General features: G+C 72.0%; 22 protein-coding genes. 11 read left to right on the forward strand and 11 right to left on the reverse strand.

The window, feature by feature from the left end; all coding sequences use genetic code 11:
* Nucleotides 1-80 precede the first annotated feature (80 nt).
* The 4 genes from egtA to egtD are packed head-to-tail and all read left to right on the forward strand — an operon-like array spanning nucleotide 81 to nucleotide 4,583.
* Entirely contained in the window at nucleotides 81-1,469 is a 1,389-nt protein-coding gene (gene egtA / locus AC3CH1_RS02480; protein WP_488461321.1) for an ergothioneine biosynthesis glutamate--cysteine ligase EgtA, read from the forward strand.
* Entirely contained in the window at nucleotides 1,466-2,869 is a 1,404-nt protein-coding gene (gene egtB, locus AC3CH1_RS02485; RefSeq protein WP_488461322.1) for an ergothioneine biosynthesis protein EgtB, read from the forward strand. The genes egtA and egtB overlap by 4 nt, the downstream gene beginning before the upstream one ends.
* The gene (gene egtC / locus AC3CH1_RS02490) at nucleotides 2,869-3,624 is read left to right on the forward strand and encodes an ergothioneine biosynthesis protein EgtC (protein ID WP_488461323.1); all 756 of its coding nucleotides are present in this window, start codon (nucleotides 2,869-2,871) and stop codon (nucleotides 3,622-3,624) included. The genes egtB and egtC overlap by 1 nt, the downstream gene beginning before the upstream one ends.
* Nucleotides 3,621-4,583: an L-histidine N(alpha)-methyltransferase gene (gene egtD / locus AC3CH1_RS02495; protein WP_488461324.1), complete on the forward strand. Its 963-nt coding sequence runs from the start codon at nucleotides 3,621-3,623 to the stop codon at nucleotides 4,581-4,583. The genes egtC and egtD overlap by 4 nt, the downstream gene beginning before the upstream one ends.
* Here egtD and AC3CH1_RS02500 read toward each other — a convergent pair.
* The 3 genes from AC3CH1_RS02500 to AC3CH1_RS02510 all read right to left on the reverse strand — a co-directional run bounded on the left by AC3CH1_RS02500 (nucleotide 4,526) and on the right by AC3CH1_RS02510 (nucleotide 7,859).
* Nucleotides 4,526-5,407: a lysophospholipid acyltransferase family protein gene (locus tag AC3CH1_RS02500; protein WP_488461325.1), complete on the reverse strand. Its 882-nt coding sequence runs from the start codon at nucleotides 5,405-5,407 to the stop codon at nucleotides 4,526-4,528. The two genes, egtD and AC3CH1_RS02500, sit on opposite strands and share 58 nt — an antisense overlap.
* Nucleotides 5,404-6,204, reverse strand: coding sequence for a GNAT family N-acetyltransferase (locus AC3CH1_RS02505; protein WP_488461326.1), 801 nt, complete (start codon nucleotides 6,202-6,204; stop codon nucleotides 5,404-5,406). The genes AC3CH1_RS02500 and AC3CH1_RS02505 overlap by 4 nt, the downstream gene beginning before the upstream one ends.
* Before the next feature lie 401 nt (nucleotides 6,205-6,605).
* Entirely contained in the window at nucleotides 6,606-7,859 is a 1,254-nt protein-coding gene (locus AC3CH1_RS02510; protein ID WP_488461327.1) for an extracellular solute-binding protein, read from the reverse strand.
* A 207-nt stretch (nucleotides 7,860-8,066) separates the two neighbouring features.
* On the opposite strand from AC3CH1_RS02510, the gene AC3CH1_RS02515 reads away from it, so the two are divergent.
* Nucleotides 8,067-8,282, forward strand: a complete 216-nt coding sequence (locus AC3CH1_RS02515; RefSeq protein ID WP_018955713.1) for a dodecin — start codon at nucleotides 8,067-8,069, stop codon at nucleotides 8,280-8,282.
* Here the strand turns inward: AC3CH1_RS02515 and AC3CH1_RS02520 are convergent, their stop codons facing one another.
* Complete coding sequence (locus AC3CH1_RS02520; RefSeq protein WP_488461328.1) at nucleotides 8,283-8,771, reverse strand: phosphatase domain-containing protein; 489 nt, start codon at nucleotides 8,769-8,771, stop codon at nucleotides 8,283-8,285.
* A 108-nt stretch (nucleotides 8,772-8,879) separates the two neighbouring features.
* On the opposite strand from AC3CH1_RS02520, the gene AC3CH1_RS02525 reads away from it, so the two are divergent.
* Nucleotides 8,880-9,944: an MsnO8 family LLM class oxidoreductase gene (locus AC3CH1_RS02525; protein ID WP_488461329.1), complete on the forward strand. Its 1,065-nt coding sequence runs from the start codon at nucleotides 8,880-8,882 to the stop codon at nucleotides 9,942-9,944.
* Nucleotides 9,945-10,040: 96 nt separating this feature from the next.
* Nucleotides 10,041-12,455, forward strand: coding sequence for an excinuclease ABC subunit UvrA (gene uvrA / locus AC3CH1_RS02530; RefSeq protein ID WP_488461330.1), 2,415 nt, complete (start codon nucleotides 10,041-10,043; stop codon nucleotides 12,453-12,455).
* A 75-nt stretch (nucleotides 12,456-12,530) separates the two neighbouring features.
* Here the strand turns inward: uvrA and AC3CH1_RS02535 are convergent, their stop codons facing one another.
* The 3 genes from AC3CH1_RS02535 to AC3CH1_RS02545 are packed head-to-tail and all read right to left on the reverse strand — an operon-like array spanning nucleotide 12,531 to nucleotide 15,929.
* On the reverse strand, nucleotides 12,531-13,277 hold the full coding sequence (locus tag AC3CH1_RS02535) for a succinate dehydrogenase/fumarate reductase iron-sulfur subunit (RefSeq protein WP_265597779.1): 747 nt from the start codon (nucleotides 13,275-13,277) through the stop codon (nucleotides 12,531-12,533).
* Entirely contained in the window at nucleotides 13,274-15,223 is a 1,950-nt protein-coding gene (locus AC3CH1_RS02540) for a fumarate reductase/succinate dehydrogenase flavoprotein subunit (RefSeq protein ID WP_488461331.1), read from the reverse strand. Before AC3CH1_RS02540 ends, AC3CH1_RS02535 begins: the two co-directional genes overlap by 4 nt.
* Nucleotide 15,224: 1 nt before the next feature.
* Nucleotides 15,225-15,929, reverse strand: coding sequence for a succinate dehydrogenase cytochrome b subunit (locus AC3CH1_RS02545; protein WP_488461332.1), 705 nt, complete (start codon nucleotides 15,927-15,929; stop codon nucleotides 15,225-15,227).
* Nucleotides 15,930-16,024: 95 nt separating this feature from the next.
* Between AC3CH1_RS02545 and AC3CH1_RS02550 the strand changes: the two genes are divergently transcribed.
* Nucleotides 16,025-16,921 carry a LysR family transcriptional regulator gene (locus AC3CH1_RS02550; protein WP_488461333.1) on the forward strand — a complete coding sequence of 299 codons (897 nt, stop codon included), beginning with the start codon at nucleotides 16,025-16,027 and terminating at the stop codon, nucleotides 16,919-16,921.
* A 40-nt stretch (nucleotides 16,922-16,961) separates the two neighbouring features.
* On the opposite strand, the gene AC3CH1_RS02555 is transcribed toward AC3CH1_RS02550, so the two are convergent.
* Nucleotides 16,962-19,136: a putative bifunctional diguanylate cyclase/phosphodiesterase gene (locus AC3CH1_RS02555; RefSeq protein WP_488461334.1), complete on the reverse strand. Its 2,175-nt coding sequence runs from the start codon at nucleotides 19,134-19,136 to the stop codon at nucleotides 16,962-16,964.
* Entirely contained in the window at nucleotides 19,133-19,951 is an 819-nt protein-coding gene (locus AC3CH1_RS02560; RefSeq protein ID WP_488461335.1) for an SAM-dependent methyltransferase, read from the reverse strand. The genes AC3CH1_RS02555 and AC3CH1_RS02560 overlap by 4 nt, the downstream gene beginning before the upstream one ends.
* Nucleotides 19,952-21,185: 1,234 nt before the next feature.
* Here AC3CH1_RS02560 and AC3CH1_RS02565 point away from each other — a divergent pair.
* Entirely contained in the window at nucleotides 21,186-21,950 is a 765-nt protein-coding gene (locus AC3CH1_RS02565; RefSeq protein WP_488461336.1) for a bestrophin-like domain, read from the forward strand.
* A gap of 241 nt (nucleotides 21,951-22,191) precedes the next feature.
* On the forward strand, nucleotides 22,192-22,749 hold the full coding sequence (locus AC3CH1_RS02570; RefSeq protein WP_488461337.1) for a hypothetical protein: 558 nt from the start codon (nucleotides 22,192-22,194) through the stop codon (nucleotides 22,747-22,749).
* Nucleotides 22,750-22,840: 91 nt separating this feature from the next.
* On the opposite strand, the gene AC3CH1_RS02575 is transcribed toward AC3CH1_RS02570, so the two are convergent.
* Nucleotides 22,841-23,323 carry a hypothetical protein gene (locus AC3CH1_RS02575; RefSeq protein ID WP_488461338.1) on the reverse strand — a complete coding sequence of 161 codons (483 nt, stop codon included), beginning with the start codon at nucleotides 23,321-23,323 and terminating at the stop codon, nucleotides 22,841-22,843.
* Between the two features lie 326 nt (nucleotides 23,324-23,649).
* Between AC3CH1_RS02575 and AC3CH1_RS02580 the strand changes: the two genes are divergently transcribed.
* Nucleotides 23,650-24,312 carry a class F sortase gene (locus AC3CH1_RS02580; protein ID WP_488461339.1) on the forward strand — a complete coding sequence of 221 codons (663 nt, stop codon included), beginning with the start codon at nucleotides 23,650-23,652 and terminating at the stop codon, nucleotides 24,310-24,312.
* 88 nt (nucleotides 24,313-24,400) lie between these two features.
* Here the strand turns inward: AC3CH1_RS02580 and AC3CH1_RS02585 are convergent, their stop codons facing one another.
* Nucleotides 24,401-25,252: a polysaccharide deacetylase family protein gene (locus tag AC3CH1_RS02585; protein WP_488461340.1), complete on the reverse strand. Its 852-nt coding sequence runs from the start codon at nucleotides 25,250-25,252 to the stop codon at nucleotides 24,401-24,403.
* Between the last annotated feature and the right edge of the window lie 43 nt (nucleotides 25,253-25,295).

Genomic DNA, 25,295 nt, shown 5'->3' on the forward strand with positions numbered 1-25,295 from the left:
TTCTTCTGGCTCGGGGGCACCCTTGTGCGATCTCCGGGTACGGGTTTGGCTGGTAGGTACGCGGCTGAGAAGGAGGCCCCATGGGCTTGGATATTCCCGGCGCAACCGGCACGTGCCCGGACGCCGCCCCCCTCGACGAGAGCGGGGCAGAGGATTTACTGCGCGGCATATGTTTCAAGACGGGTCCGCCTCGGACCGTCGGGGTGGAACTCGAATGGCTCATCCACGACCGGGAACGCCCTGACCTCCCGGTCGGCCAGGAACGGCTGGACAGCGCCGTCGAGGCGGTCCGCGCACTGCCGCTGAGCGCGGCGCTGACGTTCGAGCCGGGTGGGCAGTTGGAGCTCAGCTCGCAGCCCGCCGGCTCCCTCATGGAGTGCGTCGACACCACCGCGGCCGATCTGGCGGCGGTCCGCGCCACGCTCGGCGCGGCGGGGCTCGCACCGGTCGGGCTCGGCGTCGACCCGTGGCAGGCGCCGCGCCGCAGGCTGCGGGAGCCCCGCTACGAGGCGATGGAGGCCGCGCTGGACCGTACGGGGCCGGCGGGGCGGGCGATGATGTGCACCTCCGCGTCGGTCCAGGTCTGCCTGGACGCGGGCGAGGAGGAGCCGGGGCCGCTCGGTTACGGGCGTCGCTGGCAGCTCGCGCACCTGCTGGGCGCGGTGCTGGTGGCCGCGTTCGCGAATTCGCCGTTCCAGCAGGGCCGCCGGACCGGCTGGCGCTCGACCCGGCAGTCGCTGTGGGCCGATCTGGATCCGGGCCGGACCCTCGCGCCGGGTTCCGGGCGACCCCCGCGCGAGGCCTGGGCCGCGCACGTGCTGGACACGACCGTGCTGTGCATCCGGTGCGAGGAGGGCCCTTGGGAGGTGCCGGAAGGGCTGACCTTCCGCGAGTGGATCCGTACCGGGTCGCCCCGGCCGCCGGTGCGGGCCGATCTCGACTACCACCTCACCACGCTGTTCCCGCCCGTCCGGCCGCGCGGTCACCTCGAACTCCGCATGATCGACGCGCAGAGCGGGCCCGACGGGTGGCTGGTGCCGCTCGCCGTCGCCACGGCCCTGTTCGACGACCCGGAGGCCGCCGAGACCGTGTACCGCACCGTGAAGCCGCTGGCCGAGACGTCGGGCGCACCGGCCGCACCACGCAATCCGCTCTGGACGGCGGCCGCCCGCGAGGGGCTCGCCGACCCGGAGCTGCGGGCCGCGGCAATCGCCTGTTTCGGGGCGGCGCTCCCGGCGCTGGAGCGGATGGGAGCGAGCGGGGCGGTGCGCGACACCGTGGCCGCCTTCACCGACCGCTATGTCGCCCGCGGCCGATGTCCGGCCGACGACCTGCCCGAGCCCGGCGACCTGACCGCTCGGAGCCTGTCGGCCGATCAGAGCCTGCTGAGCGGCCCGAGCCTGCCGAGCGGTTCGAGCCTGCCGAACGATCGCACCCCGCCGCGTCCCGGAAAGGCGGCCTCCGCATGACCGAGCACCGTGAAGACACCCGGCACCGTGAGCATTCCGACGCCTTCGATCCGGCCGGCGCCACCGCGTCGACCGGCTTCACCGTCGCACCCGGCGTCGATCCGGAGTCGCTGCGGCGAGGTGCCCTCGACGCGCTGCTGTCCGCGCGCGAGCGCACCGCGCTGCTCACCGACAGCGTGGACGACCGCGAACTGACCGCACAGCACTCCCCGTTGATGTCGCCGCTGGTCTGGGACCTGGCGCACATCGGCAACCAGGAAGAGCAGTGGCTGCTGCGCGCGGTCGGCGGTCGGGAGGCGCTGCGCCCGGAGATCGACGGGCTGTACAACGCCTTCGAGCACTCGCGCGCCTCGCGCCCCTCGCTGCCGCTGCTGGCACCGGCCGAGGCCAGGACGTACGCCTCCGACGTACGGGGGCGGGCACTGGACCTGCTGGAGGGCGCACCGCTGCACGAGGGCGGGCGCCCGTTGGAGCGGGCCGGGTTCGCCTTCGGCATGATCGCCCAGCACGAACAGCAGCACGACGAGACGATGTTGATCACCCATCAGCTGCGCGCGGGTCCCGCGGCGCTCACCGCGCCCGCGCCGCCCCCGCCCGTCGGTGCCGAGGCGCTCGGGGACGACGTCCTGATTCCCGGGGGCCCGTTCACGATGGGGACCTCCGCCGAGCCGTGGGCCCTGGACAACGAGCGGCCCGCGCACCGGTGCGAGGTGCCGGCGTTCCGTCTGGACGCCTCGCCGGTCACCTGCGGCGCCTACCTCCGTTTCATGGAGGACGGCGGGTACGGGGAGAGCCGCTGGTGGGCGCCCGAGGGCTGGGCCATGGTCCGTGAACACGACCTGACCGCACCGCTGTTCTGGCGGCGGGAGGCGGGAGTGTGGCTGCGCCGCCGGTTCGGGGTGACCGAGCCGGTACCGGAGGACGAGCCGGTGCTGCACGTCAGCTGGTACGAGGCGGACGCGTACGCCCGCTGGGCGGGGCGGCGGCTGCCCACGGAGAGCGAGTGGGAGAAGGCCGCCCGCCACGATCCTGCCTCCGGCCGCTCCCGGCGCTACCCGTGGGGCGACGAGGACCCGACGCCGGAGCGGGCCAATCTTGGACAGCGCCACCTGCGTCCGGCACGGTCGGGCGCGTATCCGGCGGGACGTTCGCCCGCCGGGGTCGGGCAGTTGATCGGCGACGTGTGGGAGTGGACCTCCAGCGACTTCCTGCCCTATCCGGGGTTCGTGGCGTTTCCCTACCGCGAGTACTCGGAGGTGTTCTTCGGGCCGGGGCACAAGGTGCTGCGCGGCGGGTCCTTCGCCGTGGGCGAGGTCGCCTGCCGGGGCACCTTCCGCAACTGGGACCTTCCGGTGCGGCGGCAGATCTTCTCCGGATTCCGCACCGCGAGGGATGTCTGATGTGCCGTCATATCGCCTATGTGGGCGAGCCGGTGGCGCTCGGCGACATTCTGCTGCGGCCCCCGCACGGCTTGGTGCGGCAGTCCTGGGCGCCGCGCCGGCAGCGTTTCGGCACGGTGAACGCGGATGGTTTCGGCGTCGGTTGGTACACGGACGGGGACCCGGTGCCCGGACGCTACCGCCGTCAGGGACCGATATGGGGCGACGAGACCTTCACCGATCTGGCCCGGGTGGTCCACAGCACGGCGCTGCTCGCCGCCGTACGGGATGCCACCGAGGCGGGCGCGGACGGGGAGGCCGCGGCCGCGCCGTACACCGCCGGGCGGCAGTTGTTCAGCCACAACGGAATGGTTCGGGGGTGGCCCGGCTCACTCGCCGACGCCGCCGCCGCCCTGCCCGCCGAGCGGCTCCTGTCACTGGCCGCCCGTAACGACTCGGCGCTGATCTGGGCGCTGATCCGCCACCGGACCGACGCCGGGGACGATATGCCGCGCGCCGTCGCGGAGACCGTGCGGGAGGTCGCGGCCGCCGCGCCAGGCTCCCGGCTGAATCTGCTCCTCACCGACGGGGAGACGATCACAGCGACCGCCTGGGGCGACACCCTCTGGTACCTCACGACACCGGGCCACCGCACCGCGGTCGCCTCGGAGCCTTACGACGACGACCCGCTCTGGCGCGAGGTCCCCGACCACACGCTGCTGGTCGCGACCTCCACGGATGTCCTGCTCACCCCGCTCAAGGAGCCCACCGCGTGAGTCCCTTCCTGCTGACCCGCACCCTGCCGGTGGACGCGACGGACGCGGCGCTGCGCGCCGACGTCCTCAGCGGCCTGACCCGACATCCCAAGACCCTGCCGCCGAAGTGGTTCTACGACGCCCGCGGCAGCGAGCTGTTCGAGGAGATCACCCGGCTGCCGGAGTACTACCCGACCCGCGCGGAGCGGGAGATCCTTCGGACGCGTGCCGAGGAGATCGCCGCGGCGTCGGGCGCCCGGACGGTGATCGAGCTGGGCTCGGGCTCGTCCGACAAGACCCGTCACCTGCTGGACGTGCTCCCCGGGTTGCACAGTTACGTCCCCGTGGACGTGAGCGAGAGCGCGTTGACGGGGGCGGCCGAGTCGCTGCTGGCCGAGCACCCGGGGCTGTCCGTCCACGCGCTGATCGCGGACTTCACCCGGGGCCTGGCCCTGCCGGGGACGCCCGGGCCCCGGCTGGTGGTGTTCCTGGGGGGCACGATCGGCAATCTGCTGCCGGAGGAGCGGGCGACGTTCCTCCGGTCGGTACGCTCGCTGCTCTCGCCCGGTGACGCGCTGCTCCTCGGCACGGACCTGGTGAAGGACGAGGAGACGCTGGTGGCCGCGTACGACGACGCGGCCGGGGTGACGGCGGCCTTCAACAAGAACGTCCTCAACGTCGTCAACCGTGAGCTGGGGGCCGATTTCCCGCTCGACGACTTCGATCACCTCGCGGTGTGGAATCCGCGGGACCGCTGGATCGAGATGCGGCTGCGGGCCCGCCGGGCGCTGAGCGTCAAGATCCGGGAGCTGGACCTCGTGGTGCCGTTCGAGGCCGGTGAGGAGCTGCGTACGGAGGTGTCGGCGAAGTTCCGGCAGGATGACGTCCGTGCGGAGCTGGCCGCCGCCGGTATGCGGCTGACTCAGTGGTGGACGGACTCGGCGGGCCGGTTCGCCCTGTCGCTGGCCACGGCGGTCTGACGGGACCGGAGAGGGCCTTCGGGTTCGAGGACGGCCGCTCGCGCTCTGCGGGCCAGGGCGCGGCGGCCGTCCTCGCCGTCCACGGGGATCGGCGCGAGGACATCGATCCTGGCGGTGAGTCCGGCCGCCCGCACCACCCGCCACAGGGAGGCGGCGAGCGGGTCGGCCCCGACGAACGCGACGGCGCCCGCGGCCGGTCCCAAGCGGTGCTCCGCGGTGCGGTAGGCGATGCGGACCGGCCGGACCGTCGCACCGGCGTCGATCGCCGCCTGGAAGACGGCGGGCCGGAAAGTGCCGCCGTCCCGTCCGCACCAGGTGCTGCCCTCGGGGAAGACCACGACCCGGGAGCCGGAACGCAGGGCCGCGGCGACGGCCCGTACGGCGGCGGGCAGGGCGCGCAGCCGGTCGCGCTCGATGAACAGGGTGCCGCCGAGCGCGGCCAGGGGGCCGAGCAGGGGCCAGCGCCGGATCTCGCTCTTGGCGACCATTCGGCCGGGCAGTACGGAGGCGATCAGCGGGATGTCGAGCCAGGAGATGTGGTTGGCGACGACGAGTTCGCCGCCCGCGGCGGTTCCCGGAGCGTGCCGCCGCACGGAGACGTGTACGCCGAAGGCCCGGGGGACGGCGCGCGCCCAGCGTCGTGTCAGGCGACGCCGCGGGGCGGGCCCGAGCAGCCGTACCAGCGGGACGCAGGCCACCCCCAGCAGGACCAGTGCGCAGCCGGCCAGCAGCAGGAGGGCGGCGGGCAGGGGAGCGCGTACGGCTCCGGCGTGCCGGGCGCAGCCGTCCGGGGTGCAGGGGGCGACGGGCAGCCAGGGGCTCATCGCAACGGGGCCAGGGAGAGGAAGTGGCGCAGGTAGCGCGGGTCGGTGCGGCGCAGCGAGAGCAGGACGTACAGGTCGGCGACGTTGAAGTCGGGGTCGTACGCCGGGGCGCCGCAGATCTGGGCGCCGAGCCGGAGGTAGCCGCGCAGCAGGGGCGGGAGGTCCGCCCGGGAGCCGGTCTCCGGGCCGTGCGCGGAGGAGTCCCAGAGGCGGTGCGGGGTGACCCAGTACTTCTCCGGCGCCAGGTGGCCCGCACGAACGGTGTTCCAGCTGCGGGCGGCCAGGGCGCCGCCGTCGGTCAGCGGCAGGGAGCAGCAGCCCGCGATCCAGGTGTGGCCGGTGCGCTGCATGTAGCGGGCGAGTCCGGCCCAGACGAGGGCGATGACCGCGCCGTCGCGGTGTGCGGGGTGGACACAGGAGCGGCCGACCTCGACGAGGTCGTCGCGGATCGGGGCGAGCCGGGTGAGGTCGAACTCGCTTTCCGCGTAGAGGCGTCCGGCGATCCGGGCCCGGTCCGGCGGCAGCAGCCGGTAGGTGGCGACGACCTCCCCGGTGGCGGTCTCGCGGACCAGGAGGTGGTCGCAGTACGCGTCGAAGGCGTCGCTGTCCAGGCCGGGTTCGGGCCCTTCCAGCCGGGCTCCGAGCTCCCCGGCGAACACGAGGTGGCGCAGGCGCTGGGCGGCTCGTATGTCTTCCTGGCAGTCGGCGAGGGAGACCCGGTAGGCCGGCGCCGGGATGCCGGCGAGGCCGGGGACGGGGGCTGAGGCGGGGAGCGGGGCGACGGGCAGCACGGTCATGGCGGTCTCCGGGGACGGAAGAGTGAGGGGCGCTGCCGGGCTGTCGCGGGGTGCGACGGCCCGGCCCCTTACTTCTTCCGTCACCGGCTGGATTCGACGTGACCGCTGTGGAGAGCGGGGATGTGCGACGGCTGAATCCCAGGGACACGGTTCGCCGGGGGCACCGTGCCGCGTGGACTCCTTGTCCGGTGGGCTCCGTGCCGCCTGGACTCCGTCCCGCGTGGACTCCTTGTCCCGTGGACTCCGTGCCGCCTGGACTCCGTCCCGCGTGGACTCCCTGTCCCGTGGACTCCGTGCCGCCTGGACTCCGTCCCGCGTGGACTCCCTGTCCCGTGGACTCCGTGCCGCCTGGACTCCGTCCCGCGTGGACTCCCTGTCCCGTGGACTCCGTCCGGATGGAGTCAGCCGCTGCCGGCGAGCAGCGCGGTGATGCGCTCGGAGGCGGCCTTGGCCTCGCGGGCCGGGTCGCCGCCCTCGAGCACGGCCGTCATGTAGGGCTTGATCGGGTTCTCCGCCTCGACCCTGGCCCACTGGGGCGAGTTGGGGGTGGCGCGGCCGCGGGTGGCGCCTTCGGCCATCGCGGCGGTGCCCTCGTCGCCCTCGATGACATGGGCGAGGCTCGGCTTGTTGGGGACGTAGCTCATGCCCCGGGCGAGCTCCGTCTGCCACTTCTCGCTCGCCAAGGCCTTGACGACGGCGATGCCGGCGGTGCGTTCGTCGGCCTTCTTCGGGACGATGAGGTCGGAACCGCCGGTGAATACCGAGCCGGGGGCTTTCGAGGACTTGCCGGGAATGGGGAAGTAGCCGAGCTTCCCCTTGAGTTCGGGGTTCTTCTGCTCGATGAGCGCGGCACTGCCGGGAGTCGAGATGATCTGCGCGACGTCGCCCTTCGCGAAGACGTCGGTCTGCGGGGGCTTCTCCTCGTCGGCGTCCGTGGGTCCGTCGCCGAGCGCCTGCAGTTCCTGGTAGAACTCCATGCCCGCCAGGGCCTCCGGAGAGTCCAGGGCGCCCTGCCAGTCGCCGCCGTTCTCGTCGGCGAGCTCTCCGCCCTCGTCCCAGATGAAACCGGCGAGCACGTACCAGTTCTGACCGGCCAGGTAGATGCCCTGGTTGCCCGCTCTGTTGAGCTTCTCGGTGGCGGCGACCCACTCGTCGCGCGTCTTGGGGACGGAGTCGATGCCCGCCTCCTCGAAGATCTCCTTGTTGTAGATGACCACCCGGTTGGCCGCGTACCAGGGGATGCCGTACTGCACGCCGTTGATGCTGCCGGGCTGGGCCAGGCCGGGCAGCCAGTCCTCGCTGCCCAGGTCGCGCATCGATTCGAGGGTCAGATCGCGCAGGCCGCCGCTCTCCGCGTACTGCGCGACCTGCGTGTTCCCGACCTCGATCACGTCCGGGGCGTCGCCCTCCAGCGCGGAAAGAACCTTGGGTCCGATGCCGCTCCACTCCTGGATCTTGAAGTCCAGCTCGATCGAGGGGTTCTCCTCCTCGTACGAGCGCGTGAACTTGTCCAGGAAGCCGGGCGAGACGCTGTCCTTCATCAGCCAGACCGTCACCGTGCGGTCACCGCTGCCCGAGCCGGGTATGAAGCCGCATCCACCGAGTGCGACGGACGAGACAAGCGCGATGGCTCCGGCCAAGATGCGGTTCTTCACGTGGTGGTCACCTTCTGCGAAACGGCACAAACGAAATCGGGACCCGGTGTGGGGGGATTGCGGGCGGCGCTCGCACGGGTGGTTGGCTGAATTTTGGTATGGACCTTTCAGAAGGTCAAGGCGGACACCCGTCCCGATTCGCCCCGTCCTCCCCCTCGCGGGAGAGCCCGGATTGGGGCAACGTGGTCACAGGAAAGGAGACAAACAATGGCGAATCACACCTATCGGGTCACCGAGATCGTAGGAACCTCCGAGGAGGGCATCGACGAGGCGATCCGGAACGGCGTCGCAAGAGCGGCGGAAACGTTGCACAATCTCGATTGGTTCGAGATTAACCAAGTTCGAGGCCATATCGAAGATGGCCGAATCGCTCACTACCAAGTCGGCCTCAAAGTAGGCTTCCGGCTCGACGAAAGCGCCTGATCAGGTACGCCCCTCGCGTTCCTGGGCATCCTTCAGCGCCGCCGACGGGTCGGCCCAGCGGGCGCGCACCACGGTAAATCCGGCCACCTGGGCCGCGTCGCAGACCAGCTCGTCGTCGTCCACGAGCATGCGCACCTGCCCCTTCCGCCCCAGCTGCCGGAGGATGTCCAGCTTCGTCCGGCGTGCGGGGCGCCGGTCGTCGTTGCGCCGCATGAACAGCGTGCCCTCGGGCAGACCCTGACGGCTCAGCCACTGCACGGTGTCACGACGGCACCGCTCGGGGCGTCCGGTCAGGTAGACGATGCGGCACTCCTCGGCGCTCGCGAGCACCATCCGTACGCCCTCCGCGAGCGGCGGGTCCTCCACGGCCGCGGCGAAGAAGCCGGCCCAGTCGCGCTTCGGGCCTTCCAGGAAGTGCTGCCGGTGCGCGGTGTCCGCGAGCGTGCCGTCCAGGTCGAATACGGCCAGCGGCCGTGCGTCGTTGTCCACTCCACCAGCTTAGGAAGCCCGTCGGCCCCCGGCGTCGTCCCCCGCGAGGAGATCCGAGAGCCGCGGCGTTCACGGGAATCCTGGGTGAGCGGCGGTGTTGAAGGGAGCGTGAGCTCTGTGATCGCCTCGACCCGCTTCTCCGTCCTGGACCGTTCCCGCACCCGTGAGGGGCACGACGCCTCCCGGGCGCTGCGCGACACCGTCGACCTGGCCCGGGAGGCGGAGGCGCTCGGCTTCCACCGCTTCTGGGTCTCCGAACACCACGGCGTGCCGGGGGTCGCGGGGTCCGCGCCGACGGTGCTGGCCGCCGCCGTCGCCGCCGCGACCTCCATCATCCGGGTCGGCACCGGCGGGGTGATGCTGCCCAATCACCGGCCGCTGGTCGTCGCCGAGCAGTTCGGGGTGCTCGCCTCCCTCTTCCCCGGCCGGATCGACATGGGGCTCGGCCGCTCCGTGGGGTTCACCGACGGCGTCCGCCGGGCGCTCGGTCACGGCAAGGAGGACGCAGAGGACTTCCCCGGCCGGCTGGCCGAACTGCTCGGCTGGATCGACGGCACCCAGCAGGCCCACCCCGGGGTGCACGCCCGCCCGGCGGAGGGGTTGCGCATACCCGCCTACGTCCTGGCGATCGGGGAAGGCGCGTCGGTCGCCGCTGCCGCGGGGCTCCCCCTCGTCATCGGGGATCTGCGCGGCCGGGAGAAGGTACTGCGCGCCATCGAGGTCTACCGCCGCGACTTCCGGCCCTCCGCCCGCGCCGAGCGGCCCGAGGTGATCGTCGCGGGCACGGTGGCCGTGGCCGGCACCGAGGAGGCGGCCCGCCGGCTGCTCGTACCGGAGGCGTGGGCCATGGCGTACTCCCGTACGCGCGGGGACTTTCCGCCGCTGGCCCCGGCCGAGCACGTCGAGGACCTCGCCATGACGGCCAAGGAGCGGAGTCTGTACGAGCGGGGGCTCGACGGCCATGTCCACGGCACCGAGGCCCAGGTGGCCGGTCAGCTGGAGCGGGCGATCGAGGAGACCGGGGCGGACGAGGTGCTCGTCACGACCAGTACGTACGACCGGGAGGGTCTGGTGGACTCGCTGCGGCGGCTCTCCCGCATCGCGCGACCCCGGGATCGGGACCGGGACCGGGCCGACGGGCGGGCTCCGGTGCGGACCCTCGACGTCCGATAGCCGCCGGTCCCCGGGGCCCGCTCTCGGGGTCGAAGCCTAGAATCGGACTGTTTGTCCTGTCAGGCGTCAGAACCCACCCGTACGGAGCCGAGCCCCATGCACTCCCCCCACGATCCGTACGTCCGCGTGCGCGGCGCCCGCGAGCACAACCTCAAGAACGTCGAGGTCGACATCCCACGCGACACCCTGACCGTGTTCACGGGCGTGTCGGGGTCCGGGAAGTCCTCGCTCGCCTTCGGGACCATCTACGCGGAGGCCCAGCGCCGCTACTTCGAGTCCGTGGCCCCCTACGCCCGGCGGCTGATCCATCAGGTGGGCGCGCCCGCCGTCGGGGAGATCACCGGGCTGCCGCCCGCCGTCTCGCTGGAGCAGCGGCGCTCCGCCCCGGGGGCCCGGTCGTCCGTCGGGACGGTGACGACGCTCTCCAACTCGCTGCGCATGCTCTTCTCCCGTGCCGGCGACTACCCGCCGGGGGCCGAGCGGCTGGACTCCGACTCCTTCTCCCCCAACACCGCCGTCGGGGCGTGCCCGGAGTGCCACGGGCTGGGGCGCGTCCACCGGACGGACGAGGAGCTGCTCGTCCCGGATCCCTCGCTGTCGATCCGGGAGGGGGCGATCGCCGCGTGGCCCGGGGCGTGGCAGGGCAAGAACCTCCGCGATGTGCTGGACGCGCTGGGCCACGACGTCGACCGCCCGTGGCGCGAGCTGCCCCCGGAGGACCGGGAGTGGATCCTGTTCACCGACGAGCAGCCGGTGGTGACGGTGCATCCGGTGCGGGACGCGGGCCGGATCCAACGCCCCTACCAGGGCACGTACATGAGCGCGCGGCGCTATGTGTTGCACACCTTCGCCGATACGAAGAGCCGGGCCTTGCGGGCGAAGGCGGAGCGCTTTCTGACCAGCGCCCCGTGCCCGATGTGCGGCGGGAGCCGGCTGCGGCCCGAGGCGATGGCGGTGACCTTCGCGGGGCGGACGATCGCGGAGCTGGCCGGGCTGCCGCTGTCCGCACTGGCCGAGGTGCTGGACGATGCGGGGACGGGCGGCGAGGAGACGGCCCGGGTGCTGACAGGTGATCTGCTGGCGCGGATCGGGACGGTGACGGAGCTGGGGCTCGGCTATCTGAGCCTGGACCGGACGGCCCCGACGCTGTCCTCGGGGGAGCTGCAACGGCTGCGGCTGGCAACACAGTTGCGGTCGGGACTCTTCGGCGTCGTCTACGTCCTCGACGAGCCGTCGGCCGGGCTGCACCCGGCGGACACCGAGGCGCTGCTCGGGGTGCTGGGCCGGCTGAAGGAGGCCGGGAACTCGGTCTTCGTGGTGGAGCACCAGATGGACGTGGTGCGGCGGGCGGACTGGCTGGTGGACGTGGGTCCGCTGGCCGGCGAGCACGGCGGGCGGGTGCTGCACAGCGGGCCGCCCGAGGAGCTGGCCCGGGTGCCGGAGTCGGCGACGCGCCGGTTCCTGTTCGAGGAGGGGCCCGCGCCGGTACGGGAGCCGCGGGTGCCGACCGGGTGGATCCGGCTCTCCGGCGTGGAGCGGCACAATGTGCGGGGCGTGGACGCGGCGTTCCCGCTCGGGGTGTTCACGGCCGTGACCGGGGTGTCCGGCTCGGGCAAGTCGACCCTGGTCGGCCAGGTGCTCGCCGGGGTGCTGGCGGACCGGCAGGCGGGCGAGGAGCCCGGGCCGGGTGCGCGGTACTGCGCGGCGGCCACCGGTCTGGAGGCAGTGGACCGGCTCGTACAGGTCGACCAGAAGCCCATCGGCCGTACGCCCCGGTCCAATCTGGCCACGTACACCGGTCTGTTCGACGCCGTGCGGAAGCTCTTCGCGGGGACGGACGCGGCGCGGGAGCGGGGGTACACGGCGGGGCGGTTCTCGTTCAACGTGAGCGGCGGGCGGTGCGAGACCTGCCAGGGCGAGGGGTTCGTCTCGGTGGAGCTGCTGTTCCTGCCGAGCACCTACGCGCCCTGTCCGGACTGCCACGGCGCGCGGTACAACCCGCAGACCCTGGACGTCACTCTGAACGGGCTGACGATCGCTCAGGTCCTGGAGCTGACCGTGGAGTCGGCGGCGTCCTTCTTCGCCGGGACGCCGGCCGCCGAGCGCGCGCTGACCACCCTGCTGGACGTGGGCCTCGGCTATCTGCGGCTCGGTCAGCCCGCCACGGAGCTTTCCGGTGGCGAGGCGCAGCGCATCAAGCTGGCGGCGGAGCTCCAGCGCACCCGGCGCGGGCACACGCTGTATCTGCTGGACGAGCCGACGACGGGGCTGCATCCGGCCGATGTGGAGGTGCTGATGCGGCAGTTGCACTCCCTGGTCGGCGCCGGGAGCACGGTGGTGGTCGTCGAGCACGACATGGCCGTGGTGGCGGGCGCGGACCATGTCATCGACCTGGGGCCCGAGGGGGGTGACCGGGGCGGCCGGATCGTCGCGTCCGGCACCCCGGCGGAGGTGGCGCGCGCCGCGGGGAGCCGTACGGCGCCGTATCTGGCGAAGGCGCTGCGGCGTTGAGCCGACGGCCGGCAGCGCGTTGATCCCGTACGGCTCCGGAGCCGTACGGGATCAACGCCCGGATCAACACCCGTGTCAGCGGCGGACCTTGCGGGTCGCCCGCAGCCACTCCTTGTTCATCGCGGCGATCGAGGGCAGCGGGATGCCCTTGGGGCAGGCCGTGGCGCACTCGCCGGTCAGGGTGCAGCCGCCGAAGCCCTCGTCGTCCATCTGGGCCACCATGTCCAGGACGCGGGTCTCGCGCTCGGGTGCGCCCTGCGGCAGGACGTTGAGATGATTGACCTTGGCGGCCGTGAAGAGCATGGCCGAGCCGTTGGGGCAGGCCGCGACGCAGGCGCCGCAGCCGATGCACTCGGCGTTCTCGAAGGCCAGCTCGGCGTCCGGCTTGGGCACCGGGGTCGCGTGGGCGTCCGGGGCGGTGCCGGTGGGGGCGGAGATGTAGCCACCGGACTGGATGATCCGGTCGAACGAGGAGCGGTCCACGACCAGGTCCTTGATGACCGGGAAGGCGGAGGCCCGCCAGGGCTCGATGTCGATCGTGTCGCCGTCGGCGAAGGACCGCATGTGGAGCTGGCAGGTGGTGGTGCGCTCCGGGCCGTGGGCGTCGCCGTTGATGACGAGGCTGCACGCGCCGCAGATGCCCTCACGGCAGTCGTGGTCGAAGGCGACCGGCTCGTCCCCGGCGAGGGTGAGTTCCTCGTTGAGGGTGTCGAGCATCTCCAGGAACGACATGTCGGCGGAGATGCCGTCGACTTCGTAGGTGGCCATGGCGCCGGGCTCTTCGGCGTTCCGCTGGCGCCAGACGCGCAGGGTGAGCTTCATGCGTAGCTCCGCTGGGTGGGGTGGACGTACTCGAAGACGAGGTCTTCCTTGTGCAGGACAGGGGCGCCGCCGGTGGCGGTGAACTCCCAGGCGGCGGCGTAGGAGAACTCCTCGTCGCGCCGCTCGGCCTCGCCGGCCGGGGTCTGGGACTCCGCGCGGAAGTGGCCGCCGCAGGACTCGGCGCGGTGCAGGGCGTCGAGGCACATGAGCTCGGCGAGCTCCAGGTAGTCGACGATGCGGTTCGCCTTCTCCAGCGACTGGTTGAACTGTTCGCCGGTGCCGGGGACCTTGATGCGGCGCCAGAACTCCTCGCGGATCTCCGGGATCCTCGCGAGCGCCTTGCGCAGACCGTCCGCGGTGCGGGCCATCCCGCAGTACTCCCACATGAGTTCACCGATCTCGCGGTGGAAGGAATCGGGGGTGCGGTCGCCGTCGACGGAGAGCAGCAGGTTGATCCGGTCCTCGGTCTCCGCCACGGCCTCCGCGACGGCGGGGTGTGCCTCGTCCACGGTGTCGGTGTGGGGGTTGCGGGCGAGGTAGTCGTTGATCGTGGAGGGCAGGACGAAGTAGCCGTCGGCGAGGCCCTGCATCAGGGCTGAGGCGCCGAGGCGGTTGGCCCCGTGGTCGGAGAAGTTCGCCTCGCCGATGGCGAAGAGGCCGGGGATGGTGGTGGAGAGGTCGTAGTCGACCCAGAGGCCGCCCATCGTGTAATGCACGGCGGGGTAGATCCGCATGGGGACCGTGTAGGGGTCCTCGTCGGTGATCCGCTGGTACATGTCGAAGAGGTTGCCGTACTTGGCTTCGACGGCCTTGCGGCCCATCCGGCCGATGGCCTCGGCGAAGTCCAGGTAGACCCCTTGTCCGCCGGGGCCGACGCCGCGCCCCTCGTCGCAGACGTTCTTGGCGGCGCGGGAGGCGATGTCGCGGGGCACCAGGTTCCCGAAGGCGGGGTAGATCCGCTCCAGGTAGTAGTCGCGCTCGTCCTCGGGGATCCGGTTGGCCGGGCGGTCGTCGCCCTTGGCCTTGGGGACCCAGATGCGGCCGTCGTTGCGGAGCGACTCGCTCATCAGGGTGAGCTTGGACTGGTGGTCGCCGGTGCGCGGGATGCAGGTGGGGTGGATCTGGGTGAAGCAGGGGTTGGCGAAGTACGCGCCGCGCCGGTGCGCCCGCCAGACGGCGGTGGCGTTGGAGTTCATGGCGTTGGTCGACAGGTAGAAGACGTTGCCGTAGCCGCCGGTGGCCAGGACGACCGCGTCGGCGAAGTAGGTGTCGATCTTCCCGGTGACCAGGTCGCGGGCGACGATGCCGCGCGCCTTGCCGTCGACCACGATCAGGTCGAGCATCTCGGTGCGGGCGTGGAGTTCGACGCCGCCCGACGCGATCTGCCGGGACAGCGCCTGGTACGCGCCGAGGAGGAGCTGCTGTCCGGTCTGGCCGCGCGCGTAGAACGTACGGGAGACCTGGACGCCGCCGAAGGAGCGGTTGTCGAGGAGGCCGCCGTACTCCCGGGCGAAGGGGACGCCCTGGGCGACGCACTGGTCGATGATCTCCACCGAGATCTGGGCCAGCCGGTGGACGTTGGACTCCCGGGCGCGGAAGTCGCCGCCCTTGACGGTGTCGTAGAACAGCCGGTGGATGGAGTCGCCGTCGTTGCGGTAGTTCTTCGCGGCGTTGATGCCGCCCTGGGCGGCCACCGAGTGGGCGCGTCGGGGTGAGTCCTGGAAGCAGAACTGGACGACGTGGTAGCCCTGTTCGGCGAGTGTGGCGCCGGCCGCTCCGCCGGCCAGACCGGTGCCGACGACGATGACGGTGTGTTTGCGCCGGTTGGCGGGGTTCACGAGTCTCGCTTGGAAGCGCCGGGTGTCCCAGCGTTCGGCGACGGGGCCCTCGGGGGCCTTCGTGTCGACGACGGGCTCGCCCGTGGCGTACTGCGTGTAGTCGGGCATGTCAGCTCACCACTCCGGTCATGACGGCGACGGGTACGGAGATGAAGCCCACGGTCAGCACTGCCGCGAGGAGGTTGGCGAGGGTCTTCAGGATGCGGTCGCGGGTCGCGTTGCCGACGCCCAGGGTCTGCGCGGCGCTCCAGAAGCCGTGCTGGACGTGCAGGCCCATGGCGAGCACGGCGACGATGTAGATGACGTTGCCGTACCAGGTCGAGAAGGTGTCGATGACGTTCTGGTAGGGGTGCCCGGCCTCGAAACCGGTGTGCACGGTGCCGGTCGTCAGGTCGAGGATGTGCCAGACGATGAAGAGCGCGAGGATGATCCCGCCCCAGCGCATGGTCCGGGTGGCGTAGGTCGCCCGGGCCCTCTTGTGGACGTACTTGGCCGGGCGCGCCCTGATGTCGCGCCGGCTCAGCTGGTACGCGCAGACGCCGTGCAGCACGACGGCCGCGACCAGCCCCACCCGGACGATCCACAGCGCCCACTCGTAGTGCAGTACCGGTTCGCCCATGGTGCGCAGCCAGTGGGCGTACCCGTCGAACTCGCCGGGTCCGAAGAAGATCTTCAGGTTGCCCACCATGTGGGCGACGAGATATCCGAGCATGACCAGACCGGTCACGGCCATGATCGTCTTCTTGCCGACGGTCGAGTCCCAGAGCGTACGCGTCATCGACGGCCGTCGGTCCGTCCGCGTTGCCAATGCCATGGACACGACGGTAGGGCGAACGGCCCGATCAGTCCAAGACATGGCCTGGCTCATCTCCATAGGCATGCACTATCGACAGTGGGTAGGGTCGAAGGGTGCACTTCCAACAGCTCACCTACTTCGTGGCCGTCGCCGAGGCCCGGCACTTCACCCGGGCCGCCGAGACGGTGCATGTGTCGCAGCCCTCGCTCTCCCAGCAGATCCGGGCGCTGGAGACGGAGTTGGGCGCCGATCTGTTCAGCCGGGCCCGGGGCAACATCGCCCTCACCGACGCGGGCGAGGCATTGCTGCCGCTCGCCCGGCGGATCCTCGCCGACGCGGAGACGGCACGGCAGGAGGTCCAGGAGCTGGTCTCGCTGCGCAGCGGCCGGGTGCGGCTGGGGGCGACGCCGAGCCTGTGCACCGGACTGCTGCCGGACGTGCTGCGCGCCTTCCACGACCGTCATCCGGGGGTGCGGCTGCTGCTGGAGGAGGGCGGCTCGCACGACCTGGTGCGTCAGCTGGCGCGGGGCGCGCTCGACCTGGCGCTGGTGGTGCTGCCCATGCCGGCCGCCTCTCCCGCGCTGACCACGGTGGAGCTGCTGCACGAGGACCTGGTGGTGGTGTCCTCGGCGGCGGAGCCGCCCCCGGGGCGGGGCGGCCGGATCCGGATCGCGGATCTGGAGGGGGCGCCGCTGGTGATGTTCCGGCACGGGTACAACCTGCGGGAGCTGACCGTCGCCGCGTGCCGCGCGGAGGGCTTCGAGCCCACGTTCACCGTCGAGGGCGGCGAGATGGACGCGGTGCTCGGCTTCGTACGGGCGGGGCTCGGCATCGCCGTGGTGCCGAGCATGACCGCCGCCCGGGCGGGCAGCGACCTGCGCAGGACCCCGCTGGCCGGCGCCGGGCTGCGGCGCACGATCGCGCTGGCGCACCGCAGCGACGTGGCTCCGCCCCGGGCCGCGCGCGAGCTCCAGCGGATGCTGCTGGAGCACCGGCCGGCCTCGGGCTGACCGGCCGGGGCGCGAAGGATCCTCCGCGCCCCGGCGGGGCTCAGACGGCGTCCGCCAGCAGCAGGGAGTGGATGCGGTCCGGAGCCCCGGGGCGGGCGTAGTACCAGCCCTGTGCGGTGTCGCAGCCCAGCAGCCGCAGCTGCTCGGCCTGGGCGCCCGTCTCCACGCCCTCCACGGTGACGGCCAGCTCCAGGCTGTGGGCCAGCGACACGATGCCCTCGACGATCTTCAGATCGACCGGGTCCGCCGGGTGCTGCTGCATGCCCCGGGTGAAGGAACGGTCCAGCTTGAGCACGCTCACCGGCAGCCTGCGCAGGTTCGCCAGGTTCGAGTAGCCCGTGCCGAAGTCGTCGAGCGCGATGTCGACGCCCATCTCCGCGAGCTGCCGCAGCGGCTTGAGGAGATCGTCGTCGGCGCCGATCAGGGCGGACTCGGTCACCTCCAGGCAGAGGGCTCCCGGTTCGAGTCCGGAACGTTCCAGCACGTCGACGGTCTCGGCGACGAGACGGGGGTGGTGCAGCTGGGTCGGCGAGAGGTTGACGTTGATCCGCAGCGGCCCTCCGTCGCTGTGCCGCTCCTGCCAGAAGTTCGCCTGCCGTACGGACTCCTCCAGCACCCAGCGCCCGAGCGGCACGATGAGCCCGGTGTGCTCGGCGAGCGGGATGAACCGGTCGGGGCCGAGCACCCCGTGCTGCGGATGGCACCACCGTACGAGGGCCTCGGCGCCGTGCACCGTGCCGTCGCCCAGGTGCACGAGCGGCTGGTACTCGATGAAGAACTCGCCCCGGTCCAGGGCTGCCGGGAGCGCGGTCGTCAGCCCGTGCCGGGTGATGGCCCGCGCGTCGGCCTCGGCGTCGGCGAGCTGGTAGCGGTTGCCGCCCGCCGCCTTGGCCCGGTACATCGTGATGTCGGCGCTGCGCAGCACCTCGGCGGCGCTGCGCTCCCCGGAGGGCCCCTCGACGACGCCGATGGAGCCGCGGACGGTCAGCTCGCGGCCGTCGAGGCGGATGGGTGAGGCGAGCGCGCCCAGGATGCGGCCGGCCAGCTCGTCCACCTCCTCGGCGGTGTCCGGGCCTGTGGTGAGCGCGACGAACTCGTCGCCGCCGAGTCGGGCGACCATCTCGCCGGGCGCGGTGGCGCAGCTCTGGAGCCGGTCGGCGACCTCGACCAGGAGGCGGTCGCCGGCGGCGTGGCCGAGGCTGTCGTTGATGGCCTTGAAGCCGTCGAGGTCCAGGTAGCAGAGGCCGAAGCGGATTCCCTCCTGGGCGGCGAGGGCCTTCTCCAGGCGCTCGAAGAACAGCGTCCGGTTGGGCAGCCCGGTGAGCGCGTCGTGGGTGGCCTCGTAGCGCAGGCGCAGATTGAGCAGCCGCCGCTCGGTGGTGTCCTCCATCAGTGCGAGCTGGTACTCGGGACGGCCTTCGGAGTCCCGCAGCAGCGAGACGGTGAGGTTGGTCCACAGCACGGTGCCGTCGTTGCGGTAGTACGCCTTCTCGACCCGGTAGTGGTCGCGTTCGCCCCGTACCAACTCGTCGTAGTACTTCCACACCTGCGGCGAGTCCTCGGGGTGGACCCACTCGTTCACCTTGTGGCTGCGGACGTGGTTCTCCAGACCGCCGAACATCTTGGTGAGGGTGTCGTTGATCTCCAGGATGTTGCCGTCCAGGTCGGCGACGCCGATGCCGATGGCGGCGTCCTTGAAGACCGCGCGGAACCGGGCCTCCGTGGCGTGCAGGGCCTGTTCGGCTTCCGAACGGGCGGTCAGCGCCGAGCGGGCGATGGCCTCCTGCTCGGCGAGCGTGCGCTCGCGCAGGGCCCCGGTGAAGCCGGCGGCGAGGGTGTGCTGGATCCGGGCGCAGCGGGCCCGGCCGTCCTCCGTGGACAGCGCGCCGGGCCCGGTGCCGCCGCAGTACAGGACGAGGTAGGAGTCGACGACGCCGAGCGTGGAGCTGAGGGCGTCCGGGTCGGTGCAGTGCGCGTCGATCAGGGCTTCGCCGATCCGCTGGGCGGGCGAGGCGTCGAAGGGGTGGGCGTGCAGGATGCCGTTCAGCTCGCGTGCCAGGGGCAGCAGATGCTGCTCGAACTCGGGCCGGGTGAGGGAGGTGGCCGTCAGGGGGAAGATGGCCCGGCTCCAGATTCTGGCGAATCTCCGCAGCCGGCCTTCCGGACCGTCGGGTTCCGCGTCCGGTTCCCCGGACGCCTGGGCGGGAATGGTCACGCCTTGCGCCCAACCCCTGCGAAGCCCGAGAAGGCGTACGGGTCTTCCTGCTCCGGCGCCTGCGGGGTGTCGGGCCGCCATTCGGGCATCGACACGAGCCCCGGCTCGACCATCTCGTAGCCCTCGAAGAACTGGCCGATCTCCTCCCGCGAGCGCATGATCAGCGGGTTGCGGATGTTCCGGTAGACGCCGACCGTGCCGGCCGCCTCCTCCTTGGGCAGCGGGATGCCCTCGTACGAGGCGTGGGTCAGGACGATCAGGCTGCCGGGGGCCAGTGACTCGCGCAGCTCGGCGACCGCGCGGCGCGGGTCGTCGGCGTCCTCCACGAAGTGGAGGACCGCGACCAGCAGCAGCGCCACCGGCCGCTCCAGGTCGAGCAGCCCGGTGATCTCCGGGTTCGTCAGGATCTCCTTGGGACGGCGCAGGTCGGCGGCGGCGATGACCGCGCGGTCGTTGCCCTTCAGGACGGCCCGGCTGTGGGCGACGGCGACCGGGTCGTGGTCGACGTAGGCCACCTTGGCCCCGGGGTCGGCGGCCTGGGCGACCTCGTGGACGTTGCCGAAGGTCGGTATGCCGGAGCCGATGTCCAGGAACTGGTCGATGCCGGTGTCGACGGCGTAGCGGACGGCCCGGCGCATGAAGGCCCGATTGGCCTGCATGATCTTGGGAAGGCCCGGAAGGAACTCCATGGCCTTGCGCGCGGCTTCCCGGTCCACCTCGAAATTATGCGATCCGCCCAGATAGAAGTCGTACATGCGAGACACGCTTGGCACCGAAATGTCAATGCCCTGCGGTGCCCAGGCGGGACGCTCCATCGATGTCTCCAACAAGTCGCCACGGCGATCCGGCCATGTTCATGGTCAGTGTTGACCAGAGGCTACTGATCGGCCGCCAAGAGAGCGAGTGGAAACGGAAATTAGCGATCCGTTATTGGTCACACTCCGGTGGCATCCGCGGCCGGTCCGTCGCTGCGCGTATGCGAACAGCGACGGACCGGCACTCCGGACGCCGTTTCCCTGTGATTCGGGGCCACTTGGGGCTCCTGGGCGGTGTGTCCTCGCCGAACCGGTAGGGCGCGAAGCCCGCACGGTCGGTGAGCACCCTCCCGAGCTTCTCGCTCTCCCGGACGCCGAGTTGACCGGCCTCCTCGGGTTCCGCCGCCTCCGCCTCCGCGTCGGCCCCGGTCCGTATCCTCCGCCGACGGATCCGTACCCACTGTCGGCGGGCTGCTTCCGGGCCGGCGCCGGGCCGCGCCGTTCATGGCCCTGGGTACGGAACGCCGACGGGGGCGCGTTCGGAGGAATGCCGGAAGAATTCGGCGACGCGACGTCCACCGGACAAACACGAATGGCCCATTAACCGCACGATCAGGCGAATCATCGGCAGGTACCGCGTGTTCCCCGGCAGCGTGGATCATGCTCGCGGACGTGTACGGATCACGCATCGCGCGGCTCACGACGGTCGCCGCACTTCTCTGGCTGACAGCCGTACCGCTGCCCGCCACCGCCGACAGCTGCGCGGTGGCCACGATCGGGCGGGGAGACGGCAGTTCGTCGGTCGCCGTGGCGGGCGGCGGGGACTGTGTCGCGGTCTCCGAGCCCCCACCACCGCCACCGCCGCCCCCACCTCCACCGCCACCGCCACCTCCCCCGCCGCCCCCACCTCCACCGCCACCGCCACCATCTCCACCGCCACCGGTGGTCGCGGAACCGCCGCCTCCGCCATCTCCACCCTCGCCGCCTCCTCCCCCGCCGCCTCCTCCTTCGCCGCCGCCTGCCCCGCCGCCCCCTCCCCCGCCACCGCCACCGGCACCCGCGCCTGCGCCTGCGCCCGAGCCGCCACCGAAACCCTCGCCGTCCCCGAAGCCACCGGAGCGGACCGAGCCACCGCGCCCCCGGCCCGTCGCGCTGCCGACGTACCGCAAACCGGCCCGCAAACAGCCACGGAGCGGACCGTCGCTGGTGTCCCTGACGCTGCTCATCACCGCCCCGGCGGTGTTCGCCGTAGCGGTGCTGCGGCCGCGATCATCCCGCTGACCAGGAGAGATGCATGTCCGAATGGCTCGTCCTGAGCATTGCCATGGCGTCCGCCTGCGCGGTCGTCCTCACCATCGCCGTTCTGAACAACCGGCGAATCGGGGATGACGACGACCCGTCCGAGACGCCCGACGTCATCGAGTACATGACGATGATGATCGGCGTGGTCTACGCGATCGTCCTGGGGCTCGCCATCGCCGGGGTCTGGGAGGGACGCAGCGCCGCCCAGGAGTCCGTCCGCATCGAGGCGCAGGCGCTGCACGAGGTGCAGGCGCGCGCCTCCGTCTACCCGGTGGAGGTCCGCGACCGCATCCGCGCGGACGTCGACGCCTACGTCGACCATGTGGTGCACGACGAGTGGAAGGTGATGTCCGAACACAACACGCTCACCGAGCGCGGCACCGAGTTGCTGGACAAGGTGCGGGCGGACGTCACCGACTACGCGCCCAGGACCGATCACGAGGGGCAGGCCTACCAGCCGCTGGTCGACCAGGTGGCTGCGGCGGACGACGCCCGCAGCACACGCGCGCAGAACGCCGGGGCGACGATGCCGGGGGTGGTCTGGTTCGGGCTGATCATCGGGGCGCTGGTGACCGTGGGTCTGATCTTCGCCCTCCAGATCCGCAGAACGTTCCGCGAACTGCTCCTGGCCGGCCTGTTCAGCGCATTGATCGCCTTCCTGCTCTTCCTGATCTGGGACTTCGACGCGCCCTTCGGCCGGGGCATCTCGGCCACCGCGGACCCGTTCCTCGACATGTTCCCGGGGGCCGCCCGCTGAGTCCGCGCCCCGGCCCGTAAGCCGACCGGTGAGCCGGCCCGGCCCGTAAGCCGACCGGTGAGCCGGCCCGGCCCGTGAGCCGACCGGTGAGCCGGCCGGGGGACACCGCTGACCCATTCGCCGGACCCCGATCGCGGGCCGGGTGGACCCCTCCTAGCGTGTCGGGCATCGAGGTGCATTTTTCCTGCTATGTGGAAAATGGTTCCGCAGCTGCCCCTCGGGGAACACCGGAGGATCCACCATGCGCGCGATACGTGTCGCACCGCTCGCCCTGCTCGGCGCCAGTGCCCTGACGCTGCTGGCCCCGTCCGCCGCCCACGCCGCGCCGGACGGGGCGACCAGCACGTTCAACCCGACGATCACCCCGTCGGTCATCGCACCGGGCGGCCGGGTCACCCTCGGCGCCGGCGGCTGCACGGGCGAGACGACCGTCTCCTCGGGCATCTTCGACACCGCCACCATCCCGAGCGGCTCCACGACGGCCACCGCCACCATCGACACGGACGCCCGCCGGGGGGCCGTGTACGCGGTGACGTTCGCGTGCGGCTCCACCGGCACCTCCCGCAACGTCAACCTGACGATCACCGGCGGCGCCACGAGCACCCCCACCCCCAGGCCCACCACCGTTCCGACGGCCAGCTCGACGGCGCTCGTCCCGGGCGGCGTGCGTGGCGGCCTCGGCGGAAGCTCCGGCTCCACCGACACGGTGGAGGTCGCCGCCGGAGCGGCCCTGGTGGCCGTGGCGGCCTCGGGCGCCCTCTACTTCGCGCGCCGCCGCGCCGCCGACCGCCGCCACTGACCGCGAGCATGCGGCGCACGGCAGTCGCCCCGGGTCCTGGTCCAGGACTCGGGGCGACGGGCGTATCGGGCCGGGCGGGAGGTTCGACGCCTTAGAACGCCGCATGGCTCGTCCGCCGACGCCGGACGAGGAAGACCGCGCCGCCGACGGCCGCCGCGGCCACCAGACCGCCGCCGACCTGCATCTCGACGGAGCTCGGGCCCATCGAGCCGCCGAGCCCGCCCTGCGAGGGGTTGCCGGCGAGCACGGTGAACTTGTGCGTCGCGATCCGGTCGTTGTCGTTGCACTTCACGGAGAGGTGGTACTGCCCCGGCGTGGTGTTGTTCCGGACCCGGGCATGGGCGTAGTTGGTGCCGTCACCCGGCGAGAGGGTGGTCGTCGGGAACGCGTTCGACCAGACCTTGCCGCCGTGACCGCAGCCCTGCGCGGTGATCTTCAGCGTGCCGCCCTGGTGGACGGAGTGAGGGTTGACGGCGACGTTGACCGGGCCGTTGGTGGCGGCGGCCATGGGAGCCGCCAGCCCGACGGCCGCGAAAGCGGTCGCGGTGACCGCGAGAGCGCGTGAGACACGCATCGTGTGAACCTCCAGCGGGAAACGCCCCCCGGGGGCTTGTCCCCCGGGCTGATCGACGAGAACGCCTCCCATGACGAACACTCACCAGCGGATCAAAGGCTCGCACTTCGGCGTTGCTCCACCCCGGTGACGCGACACGCCGTACGAAAACCCGCGGAACTGACGGAGCCGCAGGTCACGGACCGTCAGAACTTTTATCTGCTCATTACTCCGATGGGCAGGCATCCGGCAGGTGCCCGGCCCCGCCGCCACCCGTTCGCCCCGCTCTGATCGCCGCCCGGACCCGACGCCCTTAGCGTTCACAGCGTCGCGACGAAGGGAGAACCATGGGCCGGGACTACGCTGGCGCCGAGCGGACCAGACGTGTGCCCTGGGGTGCGGTCGCCCTGGTGCTGCTCAGCGGCCTCGCCCTCATGCGCAACGGCACGGAGTTCGGGGAGGCGGGCCCCCCGCAGCCCGCGGCGGCCGCCTCGCTGGACCTGGGCAAGGACACCGCGGGACCGCCGGTGGAGGGCGAGGCGGTGCAGCCGCTGCCGTACGCCCCGGCCTCCCGGGTGAAGGTTCCGTCCATCGACGTCGACGCCCCGGTCATCGACGTCGACCTGGACGCCAACGGGTGGATCGACGCCCCGCCCGCCGAGGACCCCAACCTCGCCGGCTGGTACCAGAACGGCATCGCCCCCGGCCAGCGCGGCACCGCCGTGGTCGTCGGCCACGTCGACAACATGTCCGGGCCCGCGGTCTTCTACGGCCTCGGCTCGCTCCAGAAGGGGCACCGGGTCGAGGTCGACCGCTACGACGGCCGGGTCGGGATCTTCGAGGTGTACGGGGTGGAGGTCTTCTCCAAGAACGACTTCCCCGGCCCCCGGGTCTACGGCGACACCGGCCACGCGGAGCTGCGGGTCATCACCTGCGGCGGGGGCTACTCCAAGGCGGGCGGCTACGACGGCAACGTGGTGGTCTTCGCCCGGCTCGTCGACACCCGCTGACAGCGGGCGCTTCACGCGACGGCGCCCCCGGCGGTCTCGGGAACTCGAGGCCGCCGGGGGCGCCGTCGTGCGCGGACGCGTTCCCGGCTCAGAGGCGGCGCGGCACCGTGATGCGGTAGCCGGAGTCCAGCAGCCGGGGGAGATAGCGGCGCAGGGCCGCGACGCTCTGCGAGCGGTCGCCGCCCGCGTCGTGCGAGAGGACGACGACGCCGGGCGCCGCTCCGTCCAGCACCCGGCGGACGATCCGGCCGGTGCCCGGCGTCTTCCAGTCGAGCGTGTCCACGGTCCAGGCCATGGGCTCCATGCCCAGCTCGGCCCCGATCTCGAAGGAGTTGCGGTTCCACGCGCCGTAGGGCGCGCGGTACCAGAGCGGCGGGGCCCCGAGCGCCCGGTCCACCACCTCGCTGGTGCGCCCCAGTTCCTCGCGGATCGCGGGGCGGGAGAGCTTCGGGATCAGCGGGTGCGACCAGGAGTGGTTGCCGACCACATGCCCGTCGTCGGCCATCTCGCGCAGCAGGTCCCGGTTTCCGTCGGCCATCTCCCCGCAGACGAAGAACATCGCGCGGACCCGGTGCTCGCGCAGGGTGGCCAGGATGTCCGGGGTGTAGAGCGGATCGGGTCCGTCGTCGAAGCTCAGGACCATCGAGTGACCGATCTCGGGAAGATGCTCGAAGGGCCGGACGCGCACGGGCGGCCTGGCCGGTCCGAACCGGGACGGAGTATGCGCCGTCATCGGTTCGAGCCGGTACGGGGAGGGTCGGCCCCGGACGTGTCCCGGAGGTCCCGCGGCCGCGGCGGGCGGGGTCTTCGCGGCGGGAGCGGAGCGACCGGGCGCCGAGGCCGGATCGGCGGCGATCAGGTGCACGGCGGTGGCGGTTCCGAGGCCCAGGGCGACCCTCAGCAGGGTGCGGCGCTCGGGTCCGGTGTGATCACTTCTCATGGCCAACTGCTCGCACGGCCGGACGTCCGTTCCCACCGCCGAC

Source organism: Streptomyces sp. MGP-P1 (assembly GCF_057766565.1).

Bases quoted from the DNA above. Each gene is read 5' to 3' on its own strand.
- egtA (WP_488461321.1), top strand. From the start codon at position 81: ATGGGCTTGGATATTCCCGGCGCAACCGGCACGTGCCCGGACGCCGCC.
- egtB (WP_488461322.1), top strand. From the start codon at position 1,466: ATGACCGAGCACCGTGAAGACACCCGGCACCGTGAGCATTCCGACGCC.
- egtC (WP_488461323.1), top strand. From the start codon at position 2,869: ATGTGCCGTCATATCGCCTATGTGGGCGAGCCGGTGGCGCTCGGCGAC.
- AC3CH1_RS02500 (WP_488461325.1), bottom strand. From the start codon at position 5,407: ATGAGCCCCTGGCTGCCCGTCGCCCCCTGCACCCCGGACGGCTGCGCC.
- AC3CH1_RS02505 (WP_488461326.1), bottom strand. From the start codon at position 6,204: ATGACCGTGCTGCCCGTCGCCCCGCTCCCCGCCTCAGCCCCCGTCCCC.
- AC3CH1_RS02515 (WP_018955713.1), top strand. From the start codon at position 8,067: ATGGCGAATCACACCTATCGGGTCACCGAGATCGTAGGAACCTCCGAG.
- uvrA (WP_488461330.1), top strand. From the start codon at position 10,041: ATGCACTCCCCCCACGATCCGTACGTCCGCGTGCGCGGCGCCCGCGAG.
- AC3CH1_RS02535 (WP_265597779.1), bottom strand. From the start codon at position 13,277: ATGAAGCTCACCCTGCGCGTCTGGCGCCAGCGGAACGCCGAAGAGCCC.
- AC3CH1_RS02540 (WP_488461331.1), bottom strand. From the start codon at position 15,223: ATGCCCGACTACACGCAGTACGCCACGGGCGAGCCCGTCGTCGACACG.
- AC3CH1_RS02545 (WP_488461332.1), bottom strand. From the start codon at position 15,929: ATGGCATTGGCAACGCGGACGGACCGACGGCCGTCGATGACGCGTACG.
- AC3CH1_RS02560 (WP_488461335.1), bottom strand. From the start codon at position 19,951: ATGGAGCGTCCCGCCTGGGCACCGCAGGGCATTGACATTTCGGTGCCA.
- AC3CH1_RS02565 (WP_488461336.1), top strand. From the start codon at position 21,186: ATGTCCGAATGGCTCGTCCTGAGCATTGCCATGGCGTCCGCCTGCGCG.
- AC3CH1_RS02570 (WP_488461337.1), top strand. From the start codon at position 22,192: ATGCGCGCGATACGTGTCGCACCGCTCGCCCTGCTCGGCGCCAGTGCC.
- AC3CH1_RS02575 (WP_488461338.1), bottom strand. From the start codon at position 23,323: ATGCGTGTCTCACGCGCTCTCGCGGTCACCGCGACCGCTTTCGCGGCC.
- AC3CH1_RS02580 (WP_488461339.1), top strand. From the start codon at position 23,650: ATGGGCCGGGACTACGCTGGCGCCGAGCGGACCAGACGTGTGCCCTGG.
- AC3CH1_RS02585 (WP_488461340.1), bottom strand. From the start codon at position 25,252: ATGAGAAGTGATCACACCGGACCCGAGCGCCGCACCCTGCTGAGGGTC.